The sequence below is a fragment of the Photobacterium gaetbulicola genome, from assembly GCF_003025515.1.
Taxonomy (GTDB): Bacteria; Pseudomonadota; Gammaproteobacteria; order Enterobacterales; family Vibrionaceae; genus Photobacterium; species Photobacterium gaetbulicola.
On sequence record NZ_PYME01000038.1, the window covers coordinates 1 to 21,845 of the forward strand.

Annotated in this window: 19 protein-coding genes and 10 tRNA genes; 27 read left to right on the forward strand and 2 right to left on the reverse strand. The window is 54.8% G+C overall.

Annotation, left to right across the window (positions count from 1 at the left end; translation table 11 throughout):
• The 10 genes from C9J03_RS23515 to C9J03_RS23560 all read left to right on the forward strand — a co-directional run bounded on the left by C9J03_RS23515 (window position 1) and on the right by C9J03_RS23560 (window position 1,227).
• Window positions 1-75, forward strand: a tRNA-Gln gene (locus C9J03_RS23515).
• Between the two features lie 41 nt (window positions 76-116).
• A tRNA-Leu gene (locus C9J03_RS23520) sits at window positions 117-201 on the forward strand.
• Between the two features lie 66 nt (window positions 202-267).
• A tRNA-Leu gene (locus tag C9J03_RS23525) sits at window positions 268-352 on the forward strand.
• A gap of 37 nt (window positions 353-389) precedes the next feature.
• Window positions 390-464, forward strand: a tRNA-Gln gene (locus C9J03_RS23530).
• A gap of 41 nt (window positions 465-505) precedes the next feature.
• Window positions 506-590 (forward strand) — tRNA-Leu (locus C9J03_RS23535).
• Window positions 591-619: 29 nt separating this feature from the next.
• Window positions 620-694: transfer RNA gene (locus C9J03_RS23540), tRNA-Gln, on the forward strand.
• Between the two features lie 42 nt (window positions 695-736).
• Window positions 737-821 (forward strand) — tRNA-Leu (locus C9J03_RS23545).
• 72 nt (window positions 822-893) lie between these two features.
• A tRNA-Leu gene (locus C9J03_RS23550) sits at window positions 894-978 on the forward strand.
• Window positions 979-1,010: 32 nt separating this feature from the next.
• Window positions 1,011-1,085 (forward strand) — tRNA-Gln (locus C9J03_RS23555).
• Window positions 1,086-1,142: 57 nt separating this feature from the next.
• Window positions 1,143-1,227, forward strand: a tRNA-Leu gene (locus tag C9J03_RS23560).
• Window positions 1,228-1,414: 187 nt separating this feature from the next.
• Here the strand turns inward: C9J03_RS23560 and C9J03_RS23565 are convergent.
• Window positions 1,415-2,575, reverse strand: coding sequence for a 2-octaprenyl-3-methyl-6-methoxy-1,4-benzoquinol hydroxylase (locus tag C9J03_RS23565; protein ID WP_044622641.1), 1,161 nt, complete (start codon window positions 2,573-2,575; stop codon window positions 1,415-1,417).
• 148 nt (window positions 2,576-2,723) lie between these two features.
• Between C9J03_RS23565 and mtgA the strand changes: the two genes are divergently transcribed.
• The 7 genes from mtgA (at window position 2,724) to C9J03_RS23600 (ending at window position 10,040) form a co-directional block, all read left to right on the forward strand.
• Window positions 2,724-3,428: a monofunctional biosynthetic peptidoglycan transglycosylase gene (gene mtgA / locus C9J03_RS23570; RefSeq protein ID WP_044622640.1), complete on the forward strand. Its 705-nt coding sequence runs from the start codon at window positions 2,724-2,726 to the stop codon at window positions 3,426-3,428.
• Window positions 3,429-3,587: 159 nt separating this feature from the next.
• A complete protein-coding gene (miaB, locus tag C9J03_RS23575; protein WP_039461469.1) occupies window positions 3,588-5,012 on the forward strand; it encodes a tRNA (N6-isopentenyl adenosine(37)-C2)-methylthiotransferase MiaB in 1,425 nt (474 codons plus the stop codon).
• 81 nt (window positions 5,013-5,093) lie between these two features.
• Complete coding sequence (locus tag C9J03_RS23580; protein WP_044622639.1) at window positions 5,094-6,176, forward strand: PhoH family protein; 1,083 nt, start codon at window positions 5,094-5,096, stop codon at window positions 6,174-6,176.
• Window positions 6,176-6,640 carry an rRNA maturation RNase YbeY gene (gene ybeY, locus C9J03_RS23585; RefSeq protein ID WP_044622638.1) on the forward strand — a complete coding sequence of 155 codons (465 nt, stop codon included), beginning with the start codon at window positions 6,176-6,178 and terminating at the stop codon, window positions 6,638-6,640. The genes C9J03_RS23580 and ybeY overlap by 1 nt, the downstream gene beginning before the upstream one ends.
• Before the next feature lie 99 nt (window positions 6,641-6,739).
• Complete coding sequence (corC, locus tag C9J03_RS23590; protein WP_039461463.1) at window positions 6,740-7,612, forward strand: CNNM family magnesium/cobalt transport protein CorC; 873 nt, start codon at window positions 6,740-6,742, stop codon at window positions 7,610-7,612.
• A 3-nt stretch (window positions 7,613-7,615) separates the two neighbouring features.
• Complete coding sequence (lnt, locus tag C9J03_RS23595) at window positions 7,616-9,175, forward strand: apolipoprotein N-acyltransferase (RefSeq protein WP_044622637.1); 1,560 nt, start codon at window positions 7,616-7,618, stop codon at window positions 9,173-9,175.
• 196 nt (window positions 9,176-9,371) lie between these two features.
• On the forward strand, window positions 9,372-10,040 hold the full coding sequence (locus C9J03_RS23600) for a lipid-binding SYLF domain-containing protein (RefSeq protein ID WP_231580706.1): 669 nt from the start codon (window positions 9,372-9,374) through the stop codon (window positions 10,038-10,040).
• 69 nt (window positions 10,041-10,109) lie between these two features.
• Here C9J03_RS23600 and C9J03_RS23605 read toward each other — a convergent pair whose 3' ends face one another.
• Entirely contained in the window at window positions 10,110-10,592 is a 483-nt protein-coding gene (locus tag C9J03_RS23605) for a zinc ribbon-containing protein (RefSeq protein ID WP_044622635.1), read from the reverse strand.
• Window positions 10,593-10,776: 184 nt separating this feature from the next.
• On the opposite strand from C9J03_RS23605, the gene leuS reads away from it, so the two are divergent.
• From leuS to ybeD, 10 genes are all read left to right on the forward strand, one after another.
• Window positions 10,777-13,350: a leucine--tRNA ligase gene (gene leuS / locus C9J03_RS23610; protein WP_044622634.1), complete on the forward strand. Its 2,574-nt coding sequence runs from the start codon at window positions 10,777-10,779 to the stop codon at window positions 13,348-13,350.
• A gap of 198 nt (window positions 13,351-13,548) precedes the next feature.
• Window positions 13,549-14,160, forward strand: coding sequence for an LPS-assembly lipoprotein LptE (locus C9J03_RS23615; protein ID WP_197068533.1), 612 nt, complete (start codon window positions 13,549-13,551; stop codon window positions 14,158-14,160).
• Window positions 14,157-15,185, forward strand: coding sequence for a DNA polymerase III subunit delta (gene holA / locus C9J03_RS23620; RefSeq protein WP_044622632.1), 1,029 nt, complete (start codon window positions 14,157-14,159; stop codon window positions 15,183-15,185). The genes C9J03_RS23615 and holA overlap by 4 nt, the downstream gene beginning before the upstream one ends.
• A 154-nt stretch (window positions 15,186-15,339) precedes the next feature.
• On the forward strand, window positions 15,340-15,657 hold the full coding sequence (gene rsfS, locus C9J03_RS23625) for a ribosome silencing factor (protein WP_039461484.1): 318 nt from the start codon (window positions 15,340-15,342) through the stop codon (window positions 15,655-15,657).
• A gap of 6 nt (window positions 15,658-15,663) precedes the next feature.
• Complete coding sequence (rlmH, locus tag C9J03_RS23630; protein WP_044622631.1) at window positions 15,664-16,134, forward strand: 23S rRNA (pseudouridine(1915)-N(3))-methyltransferase RlmH; 471 nt, start codon at window positions 15,664-15,666, stop codon at window positions 16,132-16,134.
• Between the two features lie 6 nt (window positions 16,135-16,140).
• Window positions 16,141-18,096 carry a penicillin-binding protein 2 gene (mrdA, locus tag C9J03_RS23635; RefSeq protein ID WP_044622630.1) on the forward strand — a complete coding sequence of 652 codons (1,956 nt, stop codon included), beginning with the start codon at window positions 16,141-16,143 and terminating at the stop codon, window positions 18,094-18,096.
• Window positions 18,093-19,214 (forward strand): peptidoglycan glycosyltransferase MrdB, encoded by a 1,122-nt coding sequence (gene mrdB, locus C9J03_RS23640; protein WP_044622629.1) that lies wholly within the window; start codon window positions 18,093-18,095, stop codon window positions 19,212-19,214. The genes mrdA and mrdB overlap by 4 nt, the downstream gene beginning before the upstream one ends.
• Window positions 19,215-20,021, forward strand: coding sequence for a septal ring lytic transglycosylase RlpA family protein (locus C9J03_RS23645; protein WP_044622628.1), 807 nt, complete (start codon window positions 19,215-19,217; stop codon window positions 20,019-20,021). It begins immediately after the preceding gene.
• Window positions 20,022-20,207: 186 nt separating this feature from the next.
• Window positions 20,208-21,383 (forward strand): serine hydrolase, encoded by a 1,176-nt coding sequence (locus tag C9J03_RS23650; RefSeq protein WP_039461442.1) that lies wholly within the window; start codon window positions 20,208-20,210, stop codon window positions 21,381-21,383.
• 167 nt (window positions 21,384-21,550) lie between these two features.
• Entirely contained in the window at window positions 21,551-21,826 is a 276-nt protein-coding gene (gene ybeD, locus C9J03_RS23655; protein WP_039461441.1) for a DUF493 family protein YbeD, read from the forward strand.
• Window positions 21,827-21,845 lie beyond the last annotated feature (19 nt).

Here is a 21,845-nt window from a genome sequence, read left to right on the forward strand (position 1 = left end):
AGGTCTATCGCCAAGCGGTAAGGCAACGGGTTTTGATCCCGTCATTCCCTGGTTCGAATCCAGGTAGACCTGCCATCATTTAACTTAACGGTTGCCTCACGGTATCCGGTAAGTATGCGGAAGTGGCGAAATTGGTAGACGCACCAGATTTAGGTTCTGGCGCCGCAAGGTGTGAGAGTTCAAGTCTCTCCTTCCGCACCATCATTCTTCAATTAAGCATTAGCTTGATTGAGAAAACCAGAGAAGCAGCTGGCAACAGCACAAAATGCGGAAGTGGCGAAATTGGTAGACGCACCAGATTTAGGTTCTGGCGCCGCAAGGTGTGAGAGTTCAAGTCTCTCCTTCCGCACCATTCTCTCTGGTCTCAAGTCTCTGCAAAGAGCATCTGCAGGTCTATCGCCAAGCGGTAAGGCAACGGGTTTTGATCCCGTCATTCCCTGGTTCGAATCCAGGTAGACCTGCCATCATTTAACTTAACGGTTGCCTCACGGTATCCGGTAAGTATGCGGAAGTGGCGAAATTGGTAGACGCACCAGATTTAGGTTCTGGCGCCGCAAGGTGTGAGAGTTCAAGTCTCTCCTTCCGCACCATTATTCAAGTCTCAGTAATGAGCACCTGCAGGTCTATCGCCAAGCGGTAAGGCAACGGGTTTTGATCCCGTCATTCCCTGGTTCGAATCCAGGTAGACCTGCCATCATTTAACTTAACGGTTGCCTCACGGTATTCCGGTAAGTATGCGGAAGTGGCGAAATTGGTAGACGCACCAGATTTAGGTTCTGGCGCCGCAAGGTGTGAGAGTTCAAGTCTCTCCTTCCGCACCATTATTTGAATTGACCATCTCAGATGTTCAGTTCGATGTTAGAGAAAACGCTGAGTGATCAGCTAAAATATATGCGGAAGTGGCGAAATTGGTAGACGCACCAGATTTAGGTTCTGGCGCCGCAAGGTGTGAGAGTTCAAGTCTCTCCTTCCGCACCATTCTCTCTAACACGCTCGAATGGGCACACTGCAGGGCTATCGCCAAGCGGTAAGGCAACGGGTTTTGATCCCGTCATTCCCTGGTTCGAATCCAGGTAGCCCTGCCATATTTTGCTTAACGTCATTGATTGTTCATTGCTAAAATGAAGATAGACGGTAAGTACGCGGAAGTGGCGAAATTGGTAGACGCACCAGATTTAGGTTCTGGCGCCGCAAGGTGTGAGAGTTCAAGTCTCTCCTTCCGCACCATCTTCAGAAACCCACCTTTTGGTGGGTTTTCTTATGTCTGGCATATGGTTAACAATATGCACACCATCATCAAGCCAGACAACAGATTTTACAACCAACTCAATGATCGTATCTCTCTGGTTGTTCAGCCGAATGTTTCAATAAACATTCGGCTTTTTTCTTTCTGCTTGCCTCTCTGCGAGCCCGGTTACATACCCATCGCGTATTTCAGCACTTTCTGCTTGATAGGACCGGCCTGCTCGGCCAACTTCAATCCAGCATTACGCACAAGCTTCAGCGGCAGCAAATTATTACTGAACGTGGTATAGAAAAAGTCCATCCCGCTCTGCATCAATAGGTTATCCGGCCGACGACGGCGCTCGTAGGCTTTGAGTACTCGTACCTTCGACCAGTCCTGCCCCGATTTTTCGATTTCATGCAGCAAGACATCGACATCCTTAAAGCCAAGGTTAACCCCCTGCCCAGCCAGTGGGTTGATGGTATGCGCCGCATCGCCCAGCAGTACGATCCCAGGTTTGCAATAGTGCTGGGCATGACGGCGGGTTAACGGAAAGCTTCCGTGGCCAAGTACTTTGATCTCTCCAATTTCTGCCGGGAAATGGGCAACGATCTGAGCCTCCAGCTGCTCCGGGCTCATGGCGGAAAGCAGCTGGATCCGTGCCGGGCTGTCATACCACACCAATGAGGCCTGATGGCCCGGCAGCGGCAGGAACGAGCGCGGGCCGTGCGGGGTGAACATCTGCCAGGTAATATCCTGCTGCGGCAAGGCGGTTTCCACATTGATCAACATGCAGTGCTGGCGGTAGTCCCACGCAGTAATACCAATACCGGCCTGCTGGCGGACACGAGACTGAGCACCGTCAGCCCCAACCAGCAAGGTGGCATGCAGCTGGCTGCCGTCTTCAAGCGAAATCTCGTAACCATTACCTGTTGCGGTAGCGGAAACCATTTTGGCCGGGCATTTCAACAGCAGGTTAGGATACAGCTCAAATTGCTGCCACAGCGCCAGCTGGATCACCCGGTTTTCAACGATGTAGCCCAGGCGCTCAAGGTGCATCTGCTCGGCACTGAAGCGAGTCCGACATTCTGGATGCTCCCAGGTCTCCAAGCGCTTGTAGGGGCATAGGCGCATTGCCATGACCGCCTCCCAGGCGCCCAGGCGCTCGAGTAATGAAACCGAGTGTGGGGAAATGGCCGAGACCCGCAGATCCATCGGTTGCGATGAGTCAAACGGGGCTGGGGTCACCCCTTCCAATACAGCAACGGATAACCCCTGCTGGGCCAAACCTATTGCTGTTGCCGCCCCGACCATACCGCCGCCCGCCACAACCACATCAAACTGTTCCATTTCGGTTCCCATTTGTTATGCTCAAGAAAAGAGTTCCGCGCACAATGGCGCATTGCTGCCATTATTCTATCAAAATTCACCAGCGCATCAGTGATTAATATCCCCCCAAGTCCCGATGGGATGCGTCACTACCCGCACAGGATGAGGGATGTTTGAATTGATTAAACGCTGGTTATTTCGGCTATTATTGCTCGCTCTTATGCTCCCCATCCTACTGGTATCGGCCGGAAAGTATATTGACCCGCCTATCTGGGGCTGGCAGCTTCACCGTGAGTGGTTCCCGCCGCAAGGCTATCCGCCGCGGGCCGCCCACCAATGGGTGCCAATGGCAGCCATATCGCCCAATGTCCAGCTGGCGGTCATTGCCGCCGAGGATCAGCACTTTCCCGATCACTACGGCGTGGATATCAATGCAATTCTGACCATCCTCAAACAAACCGGCAGCGACGGCCCCAGCCGGGGCGGCAGTACCATCACCCAGCAAACCGCCAAGAACCTTTTCCTGTTCCCGTCCCGTACCTTCCTGCGCAAAGGGGCGGAGCTCTATTTTGCCCTGTGGATGGAGTTACTCTGGGACAAGTCGCGGATCTTGGAGGTCTACCTGAACATCGTCGAATTTGGCCCCGGCCTGTTTGGGGTCGAGGCCGCCAGCCAGACCTTCTTCGGGATCCCTGCCAGCCGGCTGAGTGCCCAGCAAGCGGCCCAACTGGCGGCGGTATTGCCCAACCCCTACCGGATGGAGCCGGCACCCATGACCCGCTATGTCCAACAGCGCAGCCGCTGGATCCGCCAGCAGATGCGCCAGCTTGGTTTGCAAACCGTCAATAAACTCAAGCCGGTATCGGCAGAGTGAAAAACCACAAAATATTCGGGGTAGTGATGATCTAGTCAGGCACGCCTTAAAGCAGTACAATACGCGGCTTGCTACCGCAGGCGGGCTTGTTTTGACCGCCAGAGCGGAATGAAGCAATGTGAAATGCAATGAATAAACACTACGAGTGAAGAGTTAGACATGGCTAAGAAACTGCTTATCAAAACCTGGGGTTGCCAGATGAACGAGTACGATTCATCGAAAATGGCCGATCTTCTTAATGCAGCCAATGGCTTCGAGTTAACGGAAGAACCAGAAGAAGCAGACGTTCTGCTGCTTAACACCTGCTCCATCCGTGAAAAAGCCCAGGAAAAAGTGTTCCACCAGCTTGGTCGCTGGAAAACCCTAAAAGACAAGAAACCTGAGCTAGTGATCGGCGTCGGTGGTTGTGTAGCAACCCAGGAAGGCGACTCAATCCGCCAGCGTGCACCATATGTCGATGTGATCTTCGGCCCACAGACACTGCACCGCCTGCCTGAGATGATCAAGCAATCGCAGAGCGACCATGCGCCTGTCATGGATATTTCTTTCCCGGAAATCGAGAAGTTCGACCGCCTGCCAGAGCCACGTGCAGAAGGTCCAACAGCGTTCGTTTCTATCATGGAAGGCTGCTCGAAGTACTGCACCTACTGTGTGGTTCCTTACACCCGTGGTGAAGAGGTTAGCCGTCCATTGGATGACGTCCTGTTCGAAATCGCCCAACTGGCAGAGCAAGGCGTCCGTGAGGTCAACCTGCTTGGCCAGAACGTGAATGCCTACCGTGGCGCTACCCATGACGATGAAATCGCGACGTTCGCCGAACTGCTGCGCCTGGTGGCTGCCATCGACGGTATCGACCGTATCCGCTACACCACTAGCCACCCGATCGAGTTCACCGATGACATCATCGAAGTGTACCAAGACACCCCAGAGGTGGTGAGCTTCCTGCACCTGCCGGTACAAAGTGGTTCAGACCGTATCCTGGCCAACATGAAGCGTCCGCACACGGCGATCGAGTACAAGTCGAAAATCCGCAAGCTGCGTAAGGCGCGTCCGGATATCACCATCAGCTCTGACTTTATCGTTGGTTTCCCGGGCGAGTCCGACCAAGACTTCCAAGATACGATGAAACTGATCCGCGATGTCGACTTCGACATCAGCTTCAGCTTTATCTTCTCGGCCCGTCCGGGTACCCCGGCAGCCGATTACCCGTGTGATCTGTCTGAAGAAGTGAAGAAACAGCGCTTGTACGAACTGCAGCAACAGATCAATACTCAGGCTATGCGCTACTCACGCCAGATGTTGGGTACCGAACAGCGTATCCTGGTTGAAGGCCCATCGAAGAAGAACGTGATGGAGCTGCGTGGCCGCACCGAGAACAACCGCGTGGTGAACTTCGAAGGTTCGCCAGAGCTGATCGGCCAGTTTGTCGACGTGAAAATCACCGATGTCTTCACCAACTCGCTACGTGGTGAGCTGGTTCGTACTGAAGCGGAAATGGACCTGCGCGTGGCCATGTCTCCTGCCGAAGTGATGGAAAAGACACGCAAAGAAGATGAATTGGGTGTTGGCGTATATACTCCATAGTAAGACGCCCGTCTGAACAAAAGTAGGACGCGCCCTGAACCCTAGGCCACCCGCAAGGGTGGCCCTATTGAGAGGCAAATCTTGAGCAAAGTTATTACTATTGAATTCAATCTGGAACCCGCCAATAACCAGCGCCTTTCCAGCCTTTGTGGCCCTTTCGACGATAACATCAAACAACTTGAACGCCGTTTGGGTGTAGAAATAAACCACCGCAGCAGCAGTTTCAGCGTCGTCGGCCAGCCCCACACCGCCGAAGCCGCCGCCCATATCATCAAAACCCTGTACGTCGATACCGCCCCGGTTCGCAACACCATTCCTGATATCGAGCCTGATCAGGTTCACCTGGCCATCAAAGAGTCCGGAGTCCTGGAGCAATCGACCGAGTCGAGCATTCCTTACGGCAAGGAAGTGGTGATCAAAACCAAGAAAGGGGTGATCAAGCCACGCACGCCTAACCAGGCCCAGTACATTGCCAACATGGTCCGCCATGACATTACCTTCGGGATTGGCCCGGCAGGTACCGGTAAAACCTACCTGGCGGTTGCTGCCGCCGTCGACGCCCTCGAGCGTCAGGAAATCCGCCGCATCCTGCTGACCCGCCCTGCGGTCGAAGCCGGTGAAAAGCTAGGCTTCCTACCGGGAGACCTGAGCCAGAAAGTCGACCCGTATCTGCGCCCACTGTATGACGCCCTGTTCGAAATGCTGGGCTTCGAGCGTGTCGAGAAGCTGATTGAACGCAATGTGATTGAAGTGGCGCCGCTTGCCTACATGCGTGGCCGTACTCTCAATGACGCCTTCATCATCCTCGACGAGAGCCAGAACACCACCGTCGAACAGATGAAGATGTTCCTGACCCGTATCGGATTCAACTCGCGCGCGGTGATCACCGGTGACGTCACTCAGATTGACCTGCCTCGCGGTGCCCGCTCGGGCCTGCGCCACGCGATTGAAGTCTTGTCCGAGGTCGATGAAATCAGCTTCAACTTCTTCCAGGCCGACGACGTTGTTCGCCACCCGGTCGTCGCCCGTATCGTCCAGGCCTACGAGGTCTGGGAAAGCGAAGATCAGAAACAGCGCAAACTGGCCGAGCAGCGCCGACGTGAAGAGCAAGCCGCCAAGCAGGCACCAGTTGCCAACCAAGACAAAACGGAAAAAACAAACTAATGGCGATTTATCTTGATCTCCAAGTGGCTACCGAAAGCGCCGACGGTATGCCGAGCGAAGCGCAATTCCAGCAGTGGCTGGAGGCAGCTATCACCCCATTCCAGGCCGATGCCGAGGTGACAATCCGCCTAGTCGACGAAGAAGAGAGCCATGGCCTGAACCACGAGTACCGCGGCAAGGACAAACCGACCAACGTGCTGTCTTTCCCGTTCGAGGCGCCGCCGGGGGTTGAGCTGGAGCTGCTGGGTGATTTGATCATTTGCCGACAGGTTGTCGAAAATGAGGCCCAGGAGCAGGATAAACCTCTTCATGCCCACTGGGCACACATGGTTGTACATGGCAGTCTCCATCTGCTAGGTTATGACCATATCGACGACGACGAAGCGGAAGAGATGGAAGGCTTGGAAACGGAAATCATGCAGCTGATGGGCTTTGCCGATCCGTATGCCGAAGAAAAGCACTAACCTTTTCTTGATATTGTTGTCAAACTGGTACGGTATACTTGATGCCGTATTATTCCCGTGGCACAGCCACTTAACTGAGAGAAGTATTTCTTACAAACAATGAACGAAGATAACTCACAAAATTCTGAAGGTCCGAGTAGAAAGTCCTTCTTTGAACGAATTGGCCAGCTATTTCAAGGCGAGCCGCAGAACCGCGAAGAGCTAGTTGAAGTTTTCCGTGATTCAGAAGAAAACGATTTGATCGACCACGACACCCGCGACATGCTCGAAGGGGTCATGGAAATCTCCGAGATGCGTGTCCGTGACATCATGATCCCGCGCTCTCAGATGGTCACAATCGAGCGTTCTCAGAAGCTAGAAGATCTGATTGATTTAATTGTTGATGCCCAGCACTCACGCTACCCGGTGATCAGTGACGACAAAGATCACGTCGAAGGGATCCTTCTGGCCAAAGATCTTTTGCGTTACCTGCAGCCGAACAGCGAACCATTCGACATGGAAGAAGTTCTGCGACCCGCGGTCGTTGTCCCTGAAAGCAAGCGCGTTGACCGCCTGCTCAAGGAGTTCCGCGAAGAACGCTACCACATGGCGATTGTGGTCGATGAGTTTGGTGGGGTATCCGGTGTTATCACCATTGAAGATATTCTTGAGCAAATCGTTGGCGAAATCGAAGACGAATTCGACGACGAGGAAGAACAAGATATTCGTCAGTTAAGCAAGCATACTTTTGCGGTAAAAGCACTGACAACCATTGAAGAGTTCAATGAAATGTTCCACACCCAATTCAGCGACGAAGAAGTCGATACCGTCGGCGGCCTGGTCATGACCAGCTTCGGCCACCTGCCGACTCGCGGTGAAATCGTTGAATTGGCGGGCTACTCATTCAAGGTGACGTCTGCCGACAACCGCCGGGTTATTCAGTTGCAAGTGACCGTGCCTCACGAAGCACCTCAACCGACGACAACATCATAACGAATGACGACAAATACCCTTAAGAAGTTGGGACAGCCATTACTGGCTGTCCCAGCAGGTGCCTTAGCCACCTTATCTTTCGCCCCGTACCACCATTGGTACCTTGCTCCCCTTTCCCTCTTTGTATTCCTGTTCCTGCTTCAGAATCAGTCCGTCAAGCGCTCCGCCCTGATCGGTTTGCTCTGGGGGCTGGGGCTATTCGGGACCGGGATCAGCTGGGTCCATGTCAGTATTGCCAATTTCGGCGGCATGCCATGGATTGCAGGCTGGGGATTGATGGCTCTGCTCATCGGCTATCTTGCCCTTTACCCAGCCGTATTCGGTGCCCTATTCAACAAATTCAACCGCGGCCGCCCATTCCACCAGCTGATGCTGAGTGGTCCGGTGATCTGGCTCATCCTCGACTGGATCCGCGGCTGGCTGATGACCGGCTTCCCGTGGCTGTGGCTGGGCTACAGCCAGATTGACAGCCCTTATGCCGGCTTCGCCCCGATCCTGGGGGTCGAGGGGATCACCCTCGCCATCGTATTGAGCACCGGCGCCCTGGTCGCAGCAGCCTGTTACCGCAACTGGCGCCCGCTCCTGGTTCCGGCCTTCATCCTGGCCCTTGGCCTGCTAGCCGGCCAGAAGCAATGGGTCAAACCCGATAGCGACAATGCGGTGGATGTGGCGATGATCCAGGGTAACGTCCCGCAAGAGATCAAGTGGCTGCCAAGCCAGCGCTGGCCGACCCTGATGAAGTACACCGATCTGACCCGCGAGAACTGGGGCGCAGATTTGATCATCTGGCCGGAGGCGGCGATCCCGGCCCTGGAAACCCAGGTCACCACCTTCCTGCAGAACCTCGATGCCGCGGCGCGCAATAACAACAGCACCGTCATTACCGGCGTTCTGGATCAGAACGAGGACGGCGAGTTTTACAACAACATCCTGACCCTTGGCGTCAATGCGGTCGGTCCGTACCAGTACGAGCAGGCAGAGCGCTACAGCAAGCACCACCTGCTGCCGTTTGGTGAGTTTGTGCCGTTTGAAGATATCCTGCGTCCGCTGGCCCCTTTCTTCAATCTGCCGATGTCGTCGTTCAGCCGTGGTGATTACATCCAGCCGAACCTCGAAGCCAATGGCTACTCGCTGGCACCGGCACTGTGCTACGAAGTCGCGTTCAGCGAACAGGTTCGCCGCAACGTCAATGTCGATACCGAGTTCCTGCTGACCCTGTCCAACGATACCTGGTTCGGTAAGTCCATCGGCCCGTTCCAGCACATGGAAATTGCCCAGATGCGCTCGCTTGAGCTCGGTAAACCCCTGCTGCGCGCGACCAACAGCGGTCTGACCGGGATTGTCGATCACCAAGGCAAAATCATCGAGCAGATCCCGCAGTTCGAAACCGGGGTACTGAGGGCCAAGGTGATTCCGACCATCGGCATGACACCGTATACCACCCTCGGCAGCTGGCCGCTGTATATCTACCTGTTGTGGTCCGTTGCCCTGTCATGGCTGCTGATCCGCCGCCAGGCCGGTCGCTTTCGGGACGAGCAGCCGCAAATCAATTATCACGACTGACCGGTTTGGCTGCCCAACACTGAATCAACGCTGACAATCCTCCCAAAAGGCGAAGGTAACCCCTTCGCCTTTTCATTCACCTTGTTAATATGTCGGTTATATAACCAAGCGATGTGTATCGAAATGTGCCCGCTAGATCGGCACGCCGCACCGCTCGCCAGCTTGGGATAACAACAGCACAACGTTTATTTGGGGAATGCTAATGAAATCGATCAACAAATTATTCGCCATGCTATGCAGCGTGGCCATGCTCTGCGTCGCTACCGGCTCGGTCGCAAAAGAAGATCTTGAGACCCAGGCGGCCCTGACCCAGTTCCAAGCGGCCTCGCAAACCCAGCCATTTTTCCACACAGCCTACGGCTATGCAGTCTTCCCTTCGGTCGGTAAGGGCGGCTTCTGGGTCGGCGGTGCCTACGGCAGCGGTACGGTCTTCAAAAATGGCCAGATCACCGGTCATGCCAAGCTGTACCAAGTCTCTTTCGGCCTGCAGTTCGGCGGCCAGTCCTACAGCGAGATCGTGTTCTTCCAGGACAAACGCGCCTATGAACGCTTCATGAGCGGCAACTTCGAACTCGATGCCTCTGCTTCTGCGGTGGCCTTGACCGAGGGTGCTCAGGCCAATGCCGGAACGTCGGGCTTGCGTGCCAGCGCCGGTGGAAAATTCGTCGATGCCGATTACACCAACGGGGTCGCCGTCTTTACCGTAGCCAAAGGCGGAATGATGGTGGAAGCGGCGATCGCCGGCCAGAAGTTCAGTGTCACGCCGGTTCAGAGCACCACTCAGCCATCGGCAGCGGTACCCGTTCAACTGCCCGAGCCGGCTCCGACAGCCGTGATGGTGGACACCATTGAACCAATGGAGTGAAACTAGACACTTCTGTCGCCTTAAAAAACGGGCCGTACGGCCCGTTTGTCTATCTGTTAAATAACGAAACTAGGGAGACAGCGGCTTGCGGGTAAAGCGGGTATGCCCACAGTTTAGACACGGTGAGATTTCCTTAACATGCGTGATCACTTCGTCATGACCGCACTTCTCACAAACCAGATGGCCAAGGCCAACAATTTCACCGGCTTCGTACACCCCCTGGTGCTTAAGATCGTCCATCACCTCGTGCCATTCAATCTGAGTCTTGTCTGTCGCCTCGGCCAGACCTTCCCAGATTGTCTCTTTCACCACCCGGTAAAAAGGACTGTCACTAAATGGGGCCGGGCTGTCATCGGCATTCTGGCCGAATTCCTGCACGTCACGCTTGAGGTAAGCAGAGATCAACGCCAGCTCGTCTTTGGTCATATCGCTGGCTGCCTGGCGGTACTTTTCCGTCACTTCCGCCCAGTGTTTTAGCTCATCAGGGCTATGCTTGAGAGTTTCCGTGACTTGCTCGAGTAGCGCCTCATAATCCTTTTTCTTTGTTGCCATAGGTCACCTCCTATCCGCTAATTCACCGGCATCCGGCTGCCATCTGGGTAATTGGCACCATAATCAGCCAACAATTCGCCCCCGAAGTGGTTTCAGCTATTGTTGACACCTTTACCTTTAGTTATTCTATGTCGATTATATTGAATGTGTTTGTACTCAACTCACAAAATCCCGGATGTCATCGATGCAAGAACAATATCGTCCACAGGACATTGAACAGAAAGTTCAAGAACATTGGGACAACAAAAAGACCTTTGTTGTAAGTGAAGACCCTAATAAAGAAAAATTCTACTGTCTCTCCATGTTCCCGTACCCAAGTGGTCGACTGCACATGGGTCACGTGCGTAACTACACCATCGGTGATGTGATCTCTCGTTACCAGCGCCTGCAGGGCAAGAATGTAATGCAGCCAATTGGCTGGGATGCGTTCGGCCTGCCTGCTGAAAACGCCGCGGTTAAGAACAAGACTGCTCCAGCCCCTTGGACTTACGAGAACATCGAATATATGAAGAACCAGCTCAAACTGCTGGGCTTCGGCTACGACTGGAACCGTGAATTTGCAACCTGTACCCCTGAATACTACCGCTGGGAGCAGGAATTCTTCACCAAGCTGTACGAGAAAGGCTTGGTTTACAAGAAGACCTCTTCAGTAAACTGGTGTCCGAACGACCAGACCGTACTGGCCAACGAGCAGGTAGAAGACGGTTGCTGCTGGCGTTGTGACACACCGGTAGAGCAGAAAGAAATCCCTCAGTGGTTCATTAAGATCACTGAATACGCCCAGGAGCTACTGGACGATCTGGACACCCTAGAAGGCTGGCCTGACATGGTTAAGACCATGCAGCGCAACTGGATCGGCCGCTCTGAAGGTGTTGAACTGACGTTCGAAGTGAAAGGCCACGACGATCTGGAAGTGTACACCACCCGTCCGGATACCCTAATGGGCGTGACTTACGTCGGTATCGCTGCGGGCCACCCTCTGGCGGCAGCAGCTGCGGCGAACAACCCTGAGCTTGCTGCGTTCATCGAAGAGTGCCGTAACACCAAGGTAGCCGAAGCTGAGCTGGCGACCATGGAGAAGAAAGGCATGGCAACCGGCCTGACTGCCATTCACCCGCTAAACGGTCGTGAAGTCCCAGTCTTCGTTGCTAACTTCGTTCTGATGGATTACGGCACAGGCGCGGTAATGGCAGTTCCAGCCCACGACCAGCGTGACTACGAGTTCGCCACCAAGTACGGCCTGGACATTATCCCAGCGATCAAGCCAGAAGACGGCAGCGAGCTAGACATTTCTGAAGCGGCATACACCGAGAAAGGTGTACTGTTCGATTCAGGTGAATTCGACGGCCTGGATTTCCAAGCTGCGTTCGATGCGATCGCCGCTAAGCTGGAAGCAGAAGGCAAAGGCCAGAAGACGGTTAACTTCCGTCTACGCGACTGGGGTGTATCCCGCCAGCGTTACTGGGGCGCCCCAATCCCGATGGTCACCACTGAAGATGGCGAAGTTCACCCGGTACCGGCTGATCAGCTACCAGTGATCCTGCCTGAAGATGTGGTGATGGACGGCGTAACCAGCCCAATCAAAGCCGACAAAGAGTGGGCGAAGACCACGTTCAACGGCCAGCCAGCACTGCTGGAAACGGATACCTTCGATACCTTCATGGAATCGTCTTGGTACTACGCTCGCTACTGTTCGCCACAAGCCGACGAGATGCTAGATTCTGACGCAGCAAACTACTGGCTGCCGGTTGACCAGTACATCGGTGGTATCGAGCACGCGTGTATGCACCTGCTGTACTCTCGCTTCTTCCACAAGCTGCTGCGCGACTGCGGTATGGTAACCAGCGACGAACCATTCAAGCAGCTGCTTTGTCAGGGTATGGTACTGGCTGACGCTTACTACTACACCAACGACAAAGGCGCGAAAATCTGGGTTGCCCCAACAGATGTGACTGTTGAGCGTGACGAAAAGGGCCGTATCACCAAGGCCGTTGATAACGAAGGCAACGAAGTGGTTCACTCGGGCATGACCAAGATGTCCAAGTCGAAGAACAACGGTATCGACCCGCAGGAGATGGTAGACAAATACGGTGCGGATACCGTTCGCCTGTTCATGATGTTTGCCTCTCCGGCTGATATGACGCTGGAATGGCAAGAGTCTGGTGTGGAGGGTGCTAACCGCTTCCTGAAGCGTGTTTGGAAGCTGGTACACGACCACACAGCCAAAGGCGAAGCTGAAGCGCTTGATATTGCAGCTCTGACTTCAGATCAAAAAGCCCTGCGCCGCGACGTTCACAAGACTATCGCCAAAGTGAGTGACGACATCGGCCGCCGCCAGACGTTCAACACCGCTATCGCTGCCATCATGGAGCTGATGAACAAGCTGACCAAAGCCTCTCAGGACAGTGCACAAGACCGTGCCCTACTTGACGAAGCACTGAAGGCTATCGTTCGTATGCTGTACCCAATGACACCGCACATCTGTTTCGAAATGTGGGAAGCGCTGGGCCAGAGCGACGTTGACCACGCCGATTGGCCGGAGGCTGACGAAAAAGCATTGGTTGAAGACGAGAAGCTGATTGTTGTTCAGGTCAACGGCAAGCTGCGTGCTAAGCTGACAGTAGCGGCTGATGCCACCAAAGAGCAAGTCGAAGCCCTGGCAATGGCCGAAGAAGGCGTAACCAAATTCACAAGCGACAAAACCATTCGCAAAGTGATTTACGTACCGGGCAAACTGCTGAATATCGTTGCGAACTAATCCCGCAGCGAACTAAAGCAATTTCCCAGTGCCTAACCTGTGGCTCCTGTTTTGGAGCCACAGTTTTAATCCGGCTCACACACTTCGAACAGAACCATCCGCGTCAGCCGGTCAGTTTTCACTTTTTTTCATGGAGCAGACTCGGTGAGAGCTTTCATTTCTCCAAAAAGCATTATCCGAACCTTCTTTGTTGTCCTTATGGCGCTGGCGACTGCATCCTGCGGTTTTCACCTCCGTGGTAACTACATGTTGCCCGACGACATTGCCAAACTTTCCCTGACCAGTTTTGACCAATACGGCCAACTGCACCGTCAGGTAAAATCCCAATTCCAGCTACACGGCATCGAGCCAGTTGCGCCTTCAAGCAGAGTCCCTAACCTGCACCTGATCAGCGAATCGACCGGTGAGCGTACCCTGTCGCTCTACCAGAACGCCCGTGCTGCCGAATACGAGCTAACCTATACCGTACGCTACCGGATTGTGGTACCGGAAAAAGGCAGCCAAACGTACACTACCCGTGTCAACCGGACCTTCCTCGATAACCCACTGACCGCATTGGCAAAATCTGTCGAGCGCGACATGATTGAGCAAGAGATGCGCGAGCAGGCCGCCAAGCAGATCATGCGCCAGCTTGCCCGCCTGACAGCCATTTTCAACCAGATGGAAGAACAAGAGCTGGAAGCCTTGCTGGAGCAGAATACCGACAATGACGAGCGTGTTTCGACCGAGCTCGGCTTGGACGTCAAAGCCGACAGTGCCGCGGCCGACCCAGCCGCCAGACAAGATAACCAGGCCGAGTCCGCACAATGAGGATTTACCCTGAACACCTGGCACAGCAGCTGAGCAAAGGGCTGCGCCGTGCCTATCTGCTATGTGGCAACGAGCCACTGCTAAAGCTCGAAGCCAGCGATCAGATCAAACTGGCCGCCCAGCAGGCCGGCTTCGATGAGCGCCACAGCTTTGCCGTTGATGCTCAACTCGACTGGAACAGCGTCCTCGATTGCTGCCAGGCCATGAGCCTGTTTTCAGCGCGCCAGATCATTGAGCTGGAGCTACCGGAGAACGGCCTCAATGCTCAGCAAGCCAAGTCGCTGCAAGAAGTGATCGACAGTGCCCATGACGATATCTTGCTACTTGTTCAGGGCCCCCGTCTCAACAAAAAGCAAGAAAGCACCAAGTGGTTCAAGGCACTGGACGCCCAGGGGTTGTATATCCCTTGCAACACGCCGGAAGCACGCCACTTACCGCGCTTTATCCAGGGCCGCTGCCAGCAGCTCGGGCTCAAGCCGGATCATGAGTCGGTCCAACTATTGGCCCAATGGCATGAAGGCAACCTGCTCGCATTGGCCCAGAGCCTACAAAAACTGGTGCTGCTCTACCCCGACGGCGAGCTGACTGTCGTGCGCCTCGAAGATGCCCTCAGCCGCCACAACCACTATACGCCTTTCCAGCTGCTCGATGCGGTACTGGCCGGCCAAGCCAAGCGCAGTCAGCGTGTATTGCGCCAACTGCAAGGCGAAGGGGTTGAAGCGGTGATCCTGCTACGCACCTTACAGCGCGAGTTGACCCAGTTGTATAAAATGCAGGAGATGGGTAACAAGGGCACGTCGCTCAACAACATTTTCGAGAACTTCCGGATCTGGCAAAGCCGCCGGGAAGTCTACATTGGCGCCCTCCACCGTCTGCCACTGGCAGTGATCATCAAGCTGCTCCAGCAATTGGCCGAGCTGGAGCTGCGGGTCAAGACCGACTTTGACTACCAGCCATGGGATGCCCTGTCGGCCCTGTGCGCCGAGATGTGCGGTGTCCATACCGCAATCCCGAGCAAGCTTTAGCCACCACACGCGAGTTAGGGGCGCAGGCCTATGTAAAGTTACTGCCAACTTGTATTGAACGAGCTTGAGCATGGTATACTGCGCCGCTACATTGGGACCCAGCACTATCTGGGTCTACAGTAATGACACCAAACACACAAAAGAGGACCCCCTTTTGCAGGTTCAAGAACTACACGATTTTATTGTTGATAAAGTAGATGACATCAAAGCACAGGACATCGTTACCCTTGATGTTCGCGGTAAATCAAGCATCACTGATTTCATGGTACTGTGCACCGGTACGTCAAACCGCCATGTCGCCTCGATTGCCGATCACGTTAACAAGGAATCGAAGCTAATTGACTACCCGCCATTTGGGATCAGCGGCGAAGAAGACGGTGAGTGGGTAATCGTTGATATGGGTAGCGTGATGCTGCACATCATGCAGGAAGATGCGCGTAACCTGTACCAACTGGAGAAGCTCTGGGGCTAACCGACAATGAAGCTTCAACTGATTGCTGTCGGCACCAAGATGCCGAAATGGGTCGAGGAAGGCTACAAAGAATACAGCCGCCGCTTCCCGAAAGATATGCCGCTTGAGCTGGTTGAAATCCAGGCAGGCAAGCGCGGTAAGAATGCCGATATCGCCCGTATTCTGCAAAAGGAAGGCGAGGCAATGCTGGCTGCCGTGCCAAAAGGCAACCGTATTGTCACCTTGGATATCCCAGGCAAGCGCTGGGATACCGAGCAATTGGCCGAACAACTGGAAAGCTGGAAGCTCGACGGCCGGGATGTCTCTATCCTGATCGGCGGCCCGGAAGGCTTGGCTCCTGCCTGCAAGGCGGCTGCCGACCAGAGCTGGTCGCTGTCCCCACTGACCCTACCCCATCCACTGGTGCGTATTGTCATGGCCGAAAGCCTGTACCGTGCGTGGAGCATCACAGCCAACCATCCGTACCATAGGGAATAATGGGCAATGAGACAAAAGCGAACGCAGATCCGCGACCACCGGGCTGAGTCGGCGTTATTCTTTCGCCGGGCTCTTGTCTCATTTATCGGCATCGTCGTGCTGGTCGGTATTCTGCTCACTAACCTGTATCACATCCAGATCAAGGAGCACGAAGACTACCAAACACGATCGAACGATAACCGGATCAAGATAGTCCCTGTCGCCCCGAACCGCGGCCTGATCTACGACCGTAACGGCATTCTCCTGGCGGAGAACCGCCCGGTATACTCGCTCGAGATCACCTCGGAAAAAGTACCGGACAGGCAAGATACCTTCGATCGCCTCAAGGACTTGATGGGCGTCACCGACGAGCAGATCGAGCGCTTCGAGCGCGAGCGCCGTCGTACCCGCCGTTTCAAGTCGGTACCGATCCTCAACCAGATGACCGAAGAGCAGGTGGCCCTGTTTTCCGTCAACCAGCACCGCTTCCCAGGCGTCGAAGTCAAAGCCTACCTCAAGCGCCACTACCCGTACGGCGAAGCCCTGACCCATGTGCTGGGCTATGTGGCCAAAATCAACGACCGCGACATCCAGCGCCTTGAACGCGAAGAGAAGATCAATAACTACAAGGCGACCCGAGATATCGGCAAGCTGGGGGTTGAGCGTTACTACGAAGATATGCTGCACGGCACCTCGGGCTACCAGGAAGTCGAGGTCAACAGCCGCGGGCGGATCATCCGTACCCTGAAATATGTCCCGCCGATCCCGGGCAACGACATCAAACTGAACATCGACATTGAGCTCCAGCTCTATGTCCAGGAACTCCTGACCGAGCGCAAGCTCGACCCGGATACCGGCGAGGAGCTAATCAAACGCAGGCGTGGCTCGGTCATCGTCATGGATCCGCGTGACTCGTCTGTACTGGCGATGGTCTCAAGCCCTAGCTACGATCCGAACCTGTTCGTCCACGGTATTTCCGGTGCCAAATACCGCGAACTGCTCAACGACAAGAACCGCCCACTGGTTAACCGGGTCACACTGGGTATTTACCCACCAGCCTCGACGATAAAGCCGATGATTGCAGTCGCCGCGCTGAGCGAAGGGGTGATCACCACCCGCACCACCCGCAATGATCCGGGCTACTGGCGTATCCCGAACTCCAACAGCCGCCCATTCCGCGACTGGCTGCGCTGGGGCCACGGCAAGGTCAATATCTACAAGGCGATTGAAGAGTCGGTCGATACCTTCTTCTACCAGATCGCCTACGACATGGGCATCGATCGCCTCTCTGACTGGATGAGCCGTTTCGGCTTCGGTGAGTACACCGGCATCGACATCCATGAAGAGAGCAAAGCCAACATGCCAACCCGCGAGTGGAAACAAGCCCGCTTCCGCCAGCCTTGGTACCAGGGGGATACCATCCCCGTCGGGATCGGGCAGGGCTACTGGACGGCAACCCCGCTGCAGATCGCCAAAGCCACCACGGTACTGGTCAACCAGGGCCGGGTTCAGGCGCCACACCTGCTCAAGGACATCATCGATGACGATGTTGAACGGCCCGCGGTGTACGATGACTTCCCGCCAATCGACAATGTCGACCCTAAATACTGGGAGGTCGCCAAGCAGGGGATGTACCAGGTACTTTACGGCCCGCGCGGTACCGCCCGCCGTCCGTTCTATGGCACCGAATACAAAGCCGGCGGCAAGTCCGGCTCAGCCCAGGTCTTCGGCCTGGCCGAAGATCAGGAGTACAACGCCGAAGAGCTGGAAGAGCACTTGCGCGACCACGCCCTGTTTACCGCCTTCGCGCCATTTGAAAAGCCGGAAATTGTGGTCTCCATGGTACTGGAAAACGCCGGGGGCGGCTCCTCCAACGGTGGTCCAGTTGCTCGAAGGATATTCGATCACATGCTGCTCAAGCCCGAAAAGCCCGATCCGCTGGTAGAGATCGTCGACAAGAAAATAGCCGAGGTATCGCAATGAGTATCATGGCCGCCACAGGCAATAAACGCACCCTAAGTGACCGCTTGCACCTGGACTTCCCGTTATTGATGGGGATCCTGACCTTGATGGGCTTTGCCCTGATGGTGATGTACAGTGCCAGCGGCCAGGAAATCGCCATGATGGAGCGCCAGGCGGTTCGCATGGTGCTGTCGCTGGGGATCATGTTCATCCTGGCCCAGATCTCCCCGCGCCACTATGAGACCTGGGCTCCCTACCTGTTTGGGATCGGGCTGATACTGCTACTCGGCGTTTTGTTTTTCGGCGAGGCGTCAAAAGGCGCCCAGCGCTGGCTGAATTTGGGCTTTGTTCGCTTCCAGCCCTCGGAGCTGATCAAGCTGGCTGTACCGTTGATGGTCGCCCGCTTTATCGGTAACAACCCGCTACCGCCCAGCCTGAAAAACATTGTCATCGCCCTGGTGATGATCTTTGTCCCGACCATCTTGATTGCCAAGCAGCCCGACCTCGGGACCTCTATCCTGATCGCGGCTTCCGGGGTGTTCGTACTGTTCCTCTCAGGCATGAGCTGGAGGATCATCGGCGCGGCGGCGGTACTGGTGGGCGCATTCATCCCGGTACTATGGCTATTCCTGATGCGGGATTACCAGCGAACCCGGGTAATGACCCTGTTCAACCCCGAATCCGATCCGCTTGGTGCTGGTTACCACATTATCCAGTCGAAAATTGCCATCGGCTCTGGTGGCCTGTCCGGCAAAGGCTGGCTGCAAGGCACCCAGTCGCAACTAGAGTTCCTGCCCGAACGCCACACCGACTTCATCTTCGCGGTGATTGCCGAGGAGTGGGGCCTGATTGGCGTCCTTTGCCTGCTGGCTATCTACCTATTCATTATCGGCCGGGGGCTGCTGCTGGCCAGCCGCGCCCAAACCGCTTTTGGCCGGATGATGGCAGGCAGTATCGTACTGAGCTTTTTTGTTTATATTTTCGTTAACATCGGCATGGTCAGTGGGTTGCTGCCTGTTGTGGGGGTCCCGCTGCCGCTGGTCAGCTACGGGGGCACCTCGATGGTCACCCTGATGGCCGGTTTCGGGATCCTGATGTCGATTCATACCCATAGAAAAATGTTGTCCAAGGCGACCTAAATGCGCATATCTCCCTTATTCCTTGTTCTTATCCTTGCGGGATGTAGCTCGACACCGAGCAACGAGCGCTACGATCTGGCCGACGATGTCGCGCCGAAGTCATCCCCGACTCTGGATCATATTGAAGATGCCCAGCCACGCTATGAGCCTTTGAGCCTTGCGGGCAACAAGGACTACACCCTGCGCGGCAAGCACTACCAGATTGAGCAGGCTGATCAGCCATTTGTCGAACAAGGTGACGCCTCATGGTATGGCCAGAAATTCCACGGCCACAAGACCTCCAATGGCGAGATCTACGACATGTACTCGATGACCGCGGCCCACAAAACGCTGCCGCTACCGAGCTATGTCAAGGTCACCAATACCAACAATGGCAAAACTGCCGTGGTGCGGGTCAACGATCGTGGTCCCTTCCACGACGGCCGGATCATCGACCTCAGCATGGCGGCGGCCGCGCGGCTGGATGTCATCAAGCACGGTACGGCACCGGTCAAAATCGAGCTGATCCAGGTGGCCAAGCCCGATAACCCGAACGAGTGGCAAAGTGCCAACCCCAACTTCTACTTCGTCCAGCTGGCAGCCGTCACCGACGCCGGCAAGGCCGAGCAGATCGCCCAGCAGCTGGAGAAAGAGTTCGGCACCGCGATCGACTTGAAGAAAGCAGACTCGGCCGAGATCTACCGCCTGCGCCTTGGGCCGTATATCGACCGCGATGAAGCCATTGCCCACCGGGACAAAGCCAAAGCTGGCCGCTACCCGCAAGCCTTCATCATTACATCCAAGCGCGAGCTGGAACCAAAATCCTAATCGGCGTTCTAACACCAATACCAGAGCAATCGCCTGCTCTGGTATTTTTTTGATTTAAAGTAATGTCAAAATTTGCTTTGAGTCGCCTTGCCACACAACATATCCGAGCCCAAAGCTGGCCTCATATTGTCAATCTGATATAGTGTGTGAAGTTTTTTACATTCGACAAATTAAGTTACAACCAACATGAAAAAATCTGCTGCACTTTTTCGCTCTGTTGCTATTTCAGCAACCTTGCTGGCTTCAGCAACAGCAGCGGCTGCCCCTGCTGTAGTACCTGAAGCCCCTCAGATTGCTGCCAAGGGTTACGTCTTGATGGACTATCATTCAGGCAAGATCCTGGCAGGCAAGAAAGAATACGACCAAATCCCGCCTGCAAGCTTGACCAAGATGATGACCAGCTACGTTATCGGCCAGGAAGTTAACCGCGGCAATATCTCCATGGATGATACGGTCGTGATCAGCAAGAATGCCTGGGCCAAAAACTTCCCGGGCTCTTCGAAGATGTTCATCGAGGTCGGCAGCGAGGTAAAAGTCTCCGATCTCAACCGTGGTATCATCATCCAGTCGGGTAACGACGCCTGTGTGGCAATGGCGGAGCATGTTGCCGGCTCTGAAGACTCTTTTGTTGACCTGATGAACGCCTGGGCCAGAACCCTGGGGATGGACTCGACCCACTTTGCCAATGTCCACGGTCTCGATAACCCCGACCTCTACACCACGCCATATGATATGGCACTCCTGGCACAGGGCCTGATCCGCGATGTCCCTGATGAGTTCGCAATCTACAAAGAGAAATCGTTCACCTATAACGGTATCACCCAGTACAACCGCAACAGCCTGCTGTGGGACAAGAGCCTAAACGTTGACGGCCTGAAAACCGGCCACACTAACAATGCCGGCTATAGCCTAGTGAGTACGGCAACCGAAGGCCAGATGCGCCTGATTGCCGTCGTGATGGGTACCAGCAACCCGAACGCCCGTAAGGCAGAGAGCAAGAAGCTGCTGAACTACGGTTTCCGTTTCTTCGAAACGGTGTCTCCTCACAAGGCGAACGAAACCTTTGTCACCGAGAAAGTGTGGATGGGTGACAAAGATGAGGTATCCCTTGGTGTCAGTGAAGATACCTTTGTAACCCTGCCTCGCGGCCTGACCAAAGATCTGACTGCCAGCTTTGTGCTGGAGAAAGAGCTGAAAGCCCCAATCCAGAAAGGTGATGTCGTCGGTAAGCTGTACTACCGTGTCGGCGAGGAAGATATCGCCGAATACCCGCTGCTGGCATTGGACGACATCAAAGAAGGCAGCATGTTCAGCCGCCTGATTGATTACATCATGCTGCTGTTCAAAGGCTGGTTGAGCTAATACCCTGCAGGGTAACTCACCGATAAATAAAGAAAAGAGGCAACCTTGGGTTGCCTCTTCCTTTTCCAGCCGACGGCAAAGGCACCGGATCGCTTGTGAAAAGGCCGTATACCCATTAATATGCACGGCTAACATCGCAAAATGAATGCAACTACTCGGAGTTCAGCATGCAGCAGCAAGAGCAGCCAAAACTAAAAGATCTTCTAGAGTTCCCTTGTAAGTTCACTTACAAGGTGATGGGTTACAACAAACCTGAACTCGCGGATCTGGTTGTTGAGGTAATCCAGCGTCACGCACCGGGCGACTACACCCCAAACGTTAAGCCTAGTGGCAAAGGGACCTACAGTGCCGTATCTGTTTCTATCACCGCAACATCGATCGAACAGGTAGAGACCCTGTACAAAGAGCTGGGCGAAATCGACATCGTCCGCGTTGTGTTGTAAGCACTGCCCCCATCCCCCT

Bases quoted from the DNA above. Each gene is read 5' to 3' on its own strand.
- C9J03_RS23650 (WP_039461442.1), top strand. From the start codon at position 20,208: ATGAAAAAATCTGCTGCACTTTTTCGCTCTGTTGCTATTTCAGCAACC.
- holA (WP_044622632.1), top strand. From the start codon at position 14,157: ATGAGGATTTACCCTGAACACCTGGCACAGCAGCTGAGCAAAGGGCTG.
- ybeY (WP_044622638.1), top strand. From the start codon at position 6,176: ATGGCGATTTATCTTGATCTCCAAGTGGCTACCGAAAGCGCCGACGGT.
- C9J03_RS23565 (WP_044622641.1), bottom strand. From the start codon at position 2,575: ATGGAACAGTTTGATGTGGTTGTGGCGGGCGGCGGTATGGTCGGGGCG.
- mtgA (WP_044622640.1), top strand. From the start codon at position 2,724: ATGTTTGAATTGATTAAACGCTGGTTATTTCGGCTATTATTGCTCGCT.
- lnt (WP_044622637.1), top strand. From the start codon at position 7,616: ATGACGACAAATACCCTTAAGAAGTTGGGACAGCCATTACTGGCTGTC.
- corC (WP_039461463.1), top strand. From the start codon at position 6,740: ATGAACGAAGATAACTCACAAAATTCTGAAGGTCCGAGTAGAAAGTCC.
- C9J03_RS23600 (WP_231580706.1), top strand. From the start codon at position 9,372: ATGCTAATGAAATCGATCAACAAATTATTCGCCATGCTATGCAGCGTG.
- C9J03_RS23605 (WP_044622635.1), bottom strand. From the start codon at position 10,592: ATGGCAACAAAGAAAAAGGATTATGAGGCGCTACTCGAGCAAGTCACG.
- rlmH (WP_044622631.1), top strand. From the start codon at position 15,664: ATGAAGCTTCAACTGATTGCTGTCGGCACCAAGATGCCGAAATGGGTC.
- C9J03_RS23645 (WP_044622628.1), top strand. From the start codon at position 19,215: ATGCGCATATCTCCCTTATTCCTTGTTCTTATCCTTGCGGGATGTAGC.
- leuS (WP_044622634.1), top strand. From the start codon at position 10,777: ATGCAAGAACAATATCGTCCACAGGACATTGAACAGAAAGTTCAAGAA.
- C9J03_RS23615 (WP_197068533.1), top strand. From the start codon at position 13,549: ATGGCGCTGGCGACTGCATCCTGCGGTTTTCACCTCCGTGGTAACTAC.
- ybeD (WP_039461441.1), top strand. From the start codon at position 21,551: ATGCAGCAGCAAGAGCAGCCAAAACTAAAAGATCTTCTAGAGTTCCCT.
- mrdA (WP_044622630.1), top strand. From the start codon at position 16,141: ATGAGACAAAAGCGAACGCAGATCCGCGACCACCGGGCTGAGTCGGCG.
- mrdB (WP_044622629.1), top strand. From the start codon at position 18,093: ATGAGTATCATGGCCGCCACAGGCAATAAACGCACCCTAAGTGACCGC.
- miaB (WP_039461469.1), top strand. From the start codon at position 3,588: ATGGCTAAGAAACTGCTTATCAAAACCTGGGGTTGCCAGATGAACGAG.